Source organism: candidate division WOR-3 bacterium (assembly GCA_026418155.1).
Classification (GTDB): Bacteria; Hydrothermota; Tepidihabitantia; order Tepidihabitantales; family CAIPLT01; genus JAOABV01.
Map to the genome: position 1 here is coordinate 20,415 of JAOABV010000018.1, position 9,393 is coordinate 29,807.

Genomic DNA, 9,393 nt, shown 5'->3' on the forward strand with positions numbered 1-9,393 from the left:
GGAATAAATAAGTTGAGAAATGTAATTATTGTTATATTGATAATATTTCCGATTACACTTCGAGCCCAATGGGAACCAGATGTAAGATTAACTTATAATGACAGTGTGTCTTATACTTGCTTAAATAATACTTGGTGTATAACTGCTAATGGTGATACTGTTCATGTTGTTTGGTCTGACAGACGGGATGGAAATTTAGAGATTTATTATAAACGTTCTATAAATAGTGGGACTGATTGGGAACAAGATACTCGCCTGACAAATAATTCCGCATCATCAGGAAACGCCTCAGTCGCAGTTGCCGGTTCGTATGTTCATTGTGTTTGGCTTGACGACCGAGATGGCAATAGCGAAGTCTATTACAAACGTTCTACTAATGGAGGCGGCTCTTGGGGACCGGATACTCGTCTCACCAATAATTCTGTTGCCACCTATTGTCCATCTTTAGCCGTTTCAGGCTCAAATGTTCATATGGTGTGTCAAGAAAGGTGGGAAGCACATCAAATTTATTACAAACGCTCAACTAATAATGGAACCACCTGGGGTCCAACAACTCGCATTTCATATATTTATGCTTTTGCTGATGGACCGTCAATTGCTGTAACGGGAACAAATCTTCATGTAGCTTTTTGGGATGCGCGGTCTGGAGGGTTCGGACGCATTAATTATAAACGTTCTACTAATAATGGTGCAAACTGGACTGAAGATTCTGCAATTACTCACGATAGGATTGGAGCAGAATTACCATCAATTGCGGTTAATGCTTCAAATATTCATTTAACTTGGAATAGTTATCGTGGAACTGCGCTACGCAATATTTACTATAAGCGTTCTACTAATGGCGGAGTCAACTGGGAAGACGAATATTCCCTTACAAACTATTCTGCAACTTCTTGTGCGCCATCAATTGCGGTTTCGGGTTTAAATGTTCACATTGTCTGGCAAAGCAATCGGGATGGAGATTATGAAATTTACTATAGGCAATCTGTAGATGGCGGAATTACCTGGTTACCTGAAATTCGTCTGACAAATTCTTTGGGTAATTCGTTATATCCATCAATTGCCGTTTCTGGTTCTACGGTTCATGTTGTTTGGTGTGATAATCGAGATGGAAATTATGAAATATACTACAAGCGCAATCCAACAGCAAATGTCAGTGTAGCAGATAATCAACAGATGCTTTCCGCTGATAACCTTTTGCTGGAAGTCTTTCCGAATCCGGCAAGGAATTATTTTACGATTCGCTTTTCGCCGACTTTTAATCAGGTTCAGAGTGTCATAGGACTAAGGATATTTGATATAACAGGCAAACTGATAAGAGAAGAAAAGTTCAAAAGGTCAAAAGATAAAAAAGTGCACAAGGTCTCGCTGGAAAATATTAAAAGCGGTGTCTATTTTGTGAAAATGGGCGATGATAATATAACTAAAAAGTTGATTGTAGCAAAATAGAATAGAAAAATTAAATATCAAATATCAAAAGTCAAAAATACATATTAAATATCAAATACTACTTTTGGATAATTTTATTTTTGGTGAGTGTTTTTAATATTTAATTTTTAATATTTGATATACTGCTGTATACCGCTTCTAAACAGAGTTATCTATTCGTTGTGCATAATGGCAAGTCCTTTTTCTAAGATTTGTCGCTGATAAAGTTTCCAATATAAACCTTTTTTAGATAGTAGTTCTTGATGAGTTCCGGTTTCAACAATCTTACCCTTATCCAGACAATAGATAATATCACAAATTGAAAGTAAGGTCAGACGATGTGATATGATGAGCAAAGTTTGCGCAAATTGTGAACTGGTTAAAGAGTTGATTAATTTTTGTTCGGTTTGAGCATCAAGATTGGATGTTGCGTCATCTAAAATTAGAATTTCGGGGTTGGAAAACAATGCTCGGCTTAAGGCAACTTTTTGTTTTTGACCTCCAGATAATCTAATGCCCCTTTCACCCACTTGTTGTTGAATACCATCAGGAAAAGTTTTTATATCCTCGTCTAATTGCGTAATTTCAGTTAAAGATTGGATTTGATTTTTGATATTTTTATCTCTTCCCCAGACGATATTATTATATATCGTATCAGAAAAGAGCGATGCTTCTTGAGGCGCATAACCAAATAGAGACCGCCATTGGTCTAGATCTAATTGTCGGTAATCAATATCATTGAGCAAAATTTCTCCTTTGGTAGGTTCACAAATTCTCAATAATAATTTTATGATGGTCGATTTTCCTGACCCCACTGTTCCGGCAATTCCAATCTTCATCTTGGGTTTGATAATTAGATTAATATGTTGAAGCACAAAATGCCGATTGGGTTCATATTGGAAACTGACATCTTTGAACTCAATTGATTGCCATTGGCTAAATTTTTGTGGTGTGGGACTAATTTTAATATCCGGAGAAGTATCTTTTAGTTCTCGGATGCGTTCTTCACCGGCTTTGGCTCTTCTGCCGGCAACAAAGAAATTACCAATATCAAACATTGGAGTTATCAGCATCAGGATATAAACATTAAAGGCAACAAATGAACCAAGACTTAATCGTTGTTTTATAACAAACATACCGCCAACCCAAAGAATTAGAAGAATGCCGAGTTCAGCAATGCCAGAAAAGAATATTCCAATTTTGGCTTCGGCTTTGGTTACAGTTACAGACCTATTAATCCGTTCTTTTAAGATTTCATTAAATCGTTTAATATTCCAGTCCTCGGCACAATACGATTTAATTATCTTGATACCAGTAAATGATGATTCCAGATGATTATTGGCTTCGGAAATTTTCTCGCGCCAAGCACGATACCAAGTATAGACGAGTGGTCCTAATTTTAACCAGACTAAAACCGCCAGCCAAACTGGTAAGACTGAAATCAGAGTTAATAAAGGATTGAGTTTTATTAGAATTATAAGGGCAATGATTATCGTTAAAATGCCTTCTAAGGGACGGAAGACACCCGAACAAGCAAACCAAGATAGTTCACCTAAGTCTTGGTCTAATCGTTCAATTATATCGCCACTGGGAAATTTATTGGTAAAACTATGTCCTAATTTTAAGATATGACGAAAGACCAGACTGCGAATGTTCCAGTTAAATAGTTCATTGGTCCGACCACGAACATAAGGTAAGCCGACATTGACCAGAGAACGATGAACTCCTAAACCAAGAAGAATACCAACATAGGTTAATAGTTTTGGAACTGCAAGTTGAGTCTTAATACCATCAATAAGTAATTTTAATATATAAGGAAATGATAAAGAAATACCGGTTCCGATTATGGTGATGATAATGATTATTATCATTCGTCGAGGATTCTTTTTCCAAAAGTCAATAATTAGTTGATAATCACGAGATAACATATTATTTAATAGAAAAACTGGTAGGTTTTTGCTCACTAATTGTTCTTTTTTCTAAGTATTGTAAACGGTAAAGTCGATAATAGTAGCCATGCTTTTTTAGTAGTTCTAAGTGCGTGCCTTGCTCAACAATTTTACCTTGATGAATGACAAAGATTCTATCAACCATTTGAATTGTGGCAAGCCGATGAGCAATAATAATTGCAGTTCTACCTTTTAATAGGGTCTCGAGTCCTTCTTGAAGTAATCGTTCAGTATGTGGGTCGACTGAAGAAGTTGCTTCATCTAAGATGAGAATTTCAGGCTCACGCACTAAGGCACGGGCAAAAGATAATAGTTGTCTTTCACCCAAAGATAGATTTATGCCCCGAGCAACTAAATCTGTTTCAAAGCCATTGGGAAAATTTTCAATAGTTGGAAGTATCTTTATTCGATCAACTGCGGATTTAACCTGTTCTAATGAAATCTGTTTGTCAAATAGTCGAAGATTGTCCAAGACCGAGCCAGGAAAAAGAATAATGTCTTGAGGAACAAATCCAATTTTACTTCGAACGGTCTGATAATCGATAGCCATTATATCTTTGTTATCTATTAAGATGTTACCTTTTTGGGGCAAATAGAATTTTAAGAGTAGACTGATAATTGATGTCTTGCCACCGCCGGTTTCTCCTACTAACGCAATCTTCTCACCGTTTTTTACTGAGAAATTAATATCTTCTAAAATCCATTCCCGAATTTGCTCGGTCTTTTCTGTTGTCTCGTACTTAAAATAGACATGTTGAAAACAAATCTTAGGTTCTTGACTGGTTGTCATTCTGAAGGAGCGAAGCGACTGACGAATCTCAATCTTTGGAGATTCTTCGGTTCGCTCAGAAAAAATACCGAAAATTCTTTCGGCTGAAGCCAATGCCCTTTGGATAATATTTAATTGGTCCGATAGACCTCGAAGTGGCATAAAGAGACGCGTGATATAATTGGCAAATAAAAAAAGTGTGCCGATTGTAATTAGTCCTTTTAATGCCCAGATGCCACCTATGCCTAAAATCAAAACTAATCCTAAAACTTCACCAAAATCAACTAAAAACCAAATCCGATACCATAATTTCATTCCCACCAGTTCTTGTTGGAATTTATCTTTAGAAAGATTCTCCATTTTTTGGTACGAATGTTCTTCTCGATTGAATGCTTGAACTACGGGTAATGCTTGTAAGGTTTCATTGACAAAGTTATTTATTTCTGCAACTTTTCTACGGACTTTAAGATAAACTGGTCGAATATTTTTCTGAAACCACCAGAAAGCATAAATAAATGGTGGCAATAGAATAAGAATTACTAAAAATAATTTATAGTTAATAATTGACATCACAACTGACATTCCAATAAGCAAAACTAAATCTTGGGTTAAAACGACGGCTGAAGTGGTAAATAGATTTTTGATGGCTTCAGTATCAGAATCAACTCGGGTCAGTAGTTTTCCCACTGGATTTTTATCAAAGAAAGATAAAGGAAGATTAATAATATGACGATATAGATTTTCTTTAAGTAGAGCGCAGGCACGTTCTCCAACGATGGCTAAAGAGACGCGTTGAAAATAGCCAATTAAATATACAACAATTTGAAGCACAAGATAAATTATTGAAGTTCGAACTAATCCCGAAATACTACCTTGTTTAATATCAACATCAATAGCATGTTTTAATAAGACTGGACCTAATAAACCTAAACCAGTAGAGACTAAAAGTAATATTGTGGCGGTGATAATTCTGGTACGGAATTTATAAAAATAGGGGAGAAGACGCTGTAATAACTTACGCGTCGAAGTCTTAATCTCAGCAACTTCTTCTTCTAAATAAAACAAATCATTACCAAACATAATAATTGAATAATCAAAATGATAATATATTATTGAAAAATGTCAAATGAGATAATGGGGATTTATTCGCAATCAAAAGTTATAAGAATTACAAAATTCACTGAATTTTTAACTGGTTTTTCTCTTTTCAAGCGAAGTTTCATAGTTTTTTATACTAATTTTTATTGACAAATAATTTCTTGTTATTATACTTTTGGTTATGATAGATTGGAAAAAGAGAATTATTAAACCTGAAGAAGCAGTAAAGGCAATAAAGTCGGGCCATCGGGTTTTTATTGGTTCGGCATGTGGTTCACCCCAATCATTGGTTAAAGCCATTACATCAGCACCAGCAGAGGATGTTGAGATTACTCAGATTCTTAATTTGGGAATAGTTGATTATGCTAGTGAAGCATTGACGGGTAAATTCCGCACTAATACTTTCTTCATTGGTCGGGATTTAAGAGAACGAGTTTGGCAAGGTGGTGCGGATTATACTCCAATTTTCTTGTCAGAAATACCAAGACTTTTTCGTAGTGGCCGATTACCGATTGATGTTGCCTTAATTACCGTGTCCTTACCAGACGAACACGGTTATTGTAGTTTTGGAATATCAGTTGACATTACTAAACCAGCAGCCGAATCTGCTAAGATTGTGATTGCAGAGATTAACCCCAATATGCCCCGAACCTTAGGCGATTCTTTTATTCATATTAATGATATTGACTATTTGGTTTATTCGGAACAACCATTATTAGAATTTACGGTTAAAGCCCAGCCAGAAATTGTTAGAAAAATTGCTAAAAATGTTTCGGATTTGATTGAAGATGGTTCTACCATCCAAGTCGGATATGGGGGCGTGCCAACTGCCTTATTAGATTTTTTACAGGATAAAAAAGATATTGGAATCCATACTGAAGTATTCTCTGATAATATAATTGATTTAATTGAAAAAGGTGTAATTACGAACCAAAAGAAAACTTTACATAAGGGTAAAGCCATTGCTTCATTTGCAATGGGCACGAAAAGATTATACCAATATCTTGACAATAATCCATTTTTTGAATTTCATCCGGTAGATTATACTAATGACCCATTTATTATTGCTCAAAACGATAAGATGGTAGCAATTAACTCGGCAATCGAAATTGATTTGACAGGTCAAGTTTGTGCTGATTCGATAGGTTATCTTTTTTATTCAGGTATTGGTGGACAGTTAGATTTTGTAAGAGGTGCGGCACGGTCCAAAGACGGTAAACCGATAATTGTTGTGCCCTCAGTTAGGTCAGACGAAACAAAGTCCAGAATTGTTCCTCATTTATCCGAAGGTGCTGGTGTTGTGACTACCCGGGGCGATGTTCATTATGTAGTCACTGAATGGGGTATTGCCAATTTGTATGGTAAGACGATACGAGAAAGGGCATTATCTTTAATTTCAATTGCGCATCCGAAGTTTCGGGCAGAACTATTGAAAAAGGCAAAAGAGTTGAAATATGTCTATCAAGACCAACCCGAACTACCTTTAGTCCAGGCACGCTATCCTGAAGAATTAGAAACCTGGGCAGAAACTAAAGATGGACATAAAATCTTTATCCGACCAATAAAGCCAACAGATGAGCCTTTATTGAGAGAACTCTTTTATACCTTTTCGCAACAGACGATATATTATCGTTTCTTTTCGTATATTAACGCAATGCCGCATGATAGATTAGCAAAATTTGTTAATGTTGACTATGAAAACGAGATGGCAATTGTTGCCGTATTAAAACAAGCCGGTGAAGAGAAGATTATCGGAGTTGCGCGTTACGCCTTAGATAAAGCCTCAGGCTTGGCTGAATTTGCTTTTGTGGTTGCCGATAATTGGCAAAATAAAAAAGTTGGAACTGCGCTTTTTTCAACTCTGATAAAAATTGCGCGTATGAAAGGCATTAAAGGATTTATTGGCTATGTCTTAGATACTAACATAGGTGCTTATCGGTTGACGCATAAGATGGGTTATCCAATCAAAACCAGTTGGGAAGACGGCGTATATAAATTAGTGATGATGTTTTCTGAATGAGTAGAAGAACTTCGAGATCCAGCAACCTATGGATAGTTTTGGTTCGGAGACCTAATTTGATGAAGCCTAATTCTAAATTATGATTCATTATAATATTTTCTGAAGGATTATTAAAAGGTAATGATAAATTTTAAGGTTTGCAGTGATAAGTATAGATAATGAATCCTAATCTTAAATTTATCTTTTGGCCTAGGTCAATTGCAGTAATTGGTGCATCCACGAAAAAAGGTAGTGTTGGTCAGGCAACTTTTGCTAATATCCTCTTAAATGGTTTTACCGGTATTGTTTATCCCGTAAATCCTACGGTCCGTAGTGTCTTAGGTGTCAAAGCATATCCTTCAGTGCTTCATATTCCAGATGAGATTGATTTAGCCGTGATAATTGTGCCCGCGCCAATTGTGCCAGAGGTTATAGAAGAATGCGGCCAAAAAGGTGTTAAAGGCGCAATAATCATTTCTGCTGGGTTTAAGGAAATCGGCGAAAGCGGAGCAAAATTAGAAAAGCGAGTTAAAGAAATTGCCAGCAAACACAATTTATCTTTAATTGGTCCGAATTGTTTTGGCATGATTAACACAGACCATCGGGTAAGTCTGTTCGCAACTTTTGGTAAAGCAGTGCCACAACCAGGTAATATCGCATTTATTAGTCAAAGTGGTGCTGTTGGTGTGACCGCATTAGAATATGCTGAAGCCGAAGGCATTGGCTTGTCAAAATTTATTTCCATTGGCAATAAAGCTGATATTAATGAAAATGATTTATTAGAATACCTTAAAGACGATGAACAAACCAAAGCAATAATTTTATATTTAGAAGATTTAGTTGAGCCAAGGCGATTTCTAAAAATCGCTACAGAAGTAACAAGTAAAATTGGAAAACCGATCTTAGCAATAAAAGCCGGTCGAACTTCAGAAGGTGCTAAAGCCGCTTCTTCGCATACCGGTGCTTTGGCTGGTTCAGATGAAGCCTACAATGCATTCTTACATCAATGCGGTATAATTAGAGTCGATACAGTGAGTGAACTTTTTGACTATGCCAAAGCATTTTCTGGACAACCATTGCCGAAAAGTCGAAGAGTTGCCATAATTACTAATGCGGGTGGAATGGGAATTATGGCAACTGATTCAGTGATTAGAAATGGATTGGTATTGTCTCAATTTTCTGAAACAACGAAAACAAAACTCAGGGCATTTTTACCTTCATCTGCCAGTATTAATAATCCCCTTGATGTTATTGGTGATGCCGATGAAATAAGATACCGCGAAGCATTGAAATTACTGCTGGAAGATGAGAATGTTGATGGCATTATTTGTATCTGGACTCCAACCTTAATGGCAGAGACTAAAGTTGTGGCTGAAGAGATTAGTGCAATCGCACCTAATTATGCTAAACCAGTAATGGGTTGTTTGCTCTCATTAGAAAATACTAAGGAAGTGATTCGAACTTTATGGAAAGCAAAAATACCTTACTATCCATTTCCTGAGATTGCAGCCAAAGCTTTAGCCGATATGTGTGATTTTCAAGAATGGATTAATTTACCGCCAACTGAGATTAAAGTATTTGATGATGTTGACCGAAATCAGGTAGCAGCAATAATCAAGACCGCCAAATCCAGAACGCCACATTTTATCACTGAACCAGAAGGCTATAAGATTTTGGCAGCATATAAAATCCCAATTCTACCTAATGTTTTGATTACAGACCCACAGGAGTTAATAGACCAAGCCAAACTCATCGGCTTTCCCGTAGTGCTCAAAGTTGTTTCTTCAGATATTTTGCATAAGACGGAAGTTGGTGGTGTTGCGGTTGATATTGGAAATGAAGATGAGTTATTACAGAAATTTCAAGAGATGCCAAAACATATTAAACAACATAAGCCCGATGCTAAAATTGAAGGTTATTTGATACAGAAGATGGCGGAGAAGGGAATTGAGACCATTTTGGGGATAAAAAAAGACCCTCAGTTCGGCCCGATTATTATGTTTGGCTTAGGTGGTATCTATGTTGAAGTATTGAAAGATATAAGTTTTCGCGTCTGTCCAATTTTATAATTGACTGCAACCCATATGATTCAAGAAATAAAAGGTTATAAAATCCTTAAGGGCTTTCGTGGCAAAGGACCAGCCGATATG

General features: G+C 36.4%; 5 protein-coding genes. 3 read left to right on the top strand and 2 right to left on the bottom strand.

Annotated features, from left to right (window positions below; genetic code table 11):
- Nucleotides 1–12 precede the first annotated feature (12 nt).
- Complete coding sequence (locus N2201_03650) at nt 13–1,449, top strand: T9SS type A sorting domain-containing protein (GenBank protein MCX7785306.1); 1,437 nt, start codon at nt 13–15, stop codon at nt 1,447–1,449.
- A 152-nt stretch (nt 1,450–1,601) separates the two neighbouring features.
- Here the strand turns inward: N2201_03650 and N2201_03655 are convergent, their stop codons facing one another.
- A complete protein-coding gene (locus tag N2201_03655; protein ID MCX7785307.1) occupies nt 1,602–3,299 on the bottom strand; it encodes an ABC transporter ATP-binding protein/permease in 1,698 nt (565 codons plus the stop codon).
- A 58-nt stretch (nt 3,300–3,357) separates the two neighbouring features.
- Complete coding sequence (locus N2201_03660; protein MCX7785308.1) at nt 3,358–5,226, bottom strand: ABC transporter ATP-binding protein/permease; 1,869 nt, start codon at nt 5,224–5,226, stop codon at nt 3,358–3,360.
- Between the two features lie 199 nt (nt 5,227–5,425).
- Here N2201_03660 and N2201_03665 point away from each other — a divergent pair, with 199 nt between their 5' ends.
- Nucleotides 5,426–7,264 (top strand): GNAT family N-acetyltransferase, encoded by a 1,839-nt coding sequence (locus N2201_03665; GenBank protein MCX7785309.1) that lies wholly within the window; start codon nt 5,426–5,428, stop codon nt 7,262–7,264.
- Nucleotides 7,265–7,422: 158 nt separating this feature from the next.
- Nucleotides 7,423–9,312 carry an acetate--CoA ligase family protein gene (locus tag N2201_03670; GenBank protein MCX7785310.1) on the top strand — a complete coding sequence of 630 codons (1,890 nt, stop codon included), beginning with the start codon at nt 7,423–7,425 and terminating at the stop codon, nt 9,310–9,312.
- Nucleotides 9,313–9,393: the final 81 nt, after the last annotated feature.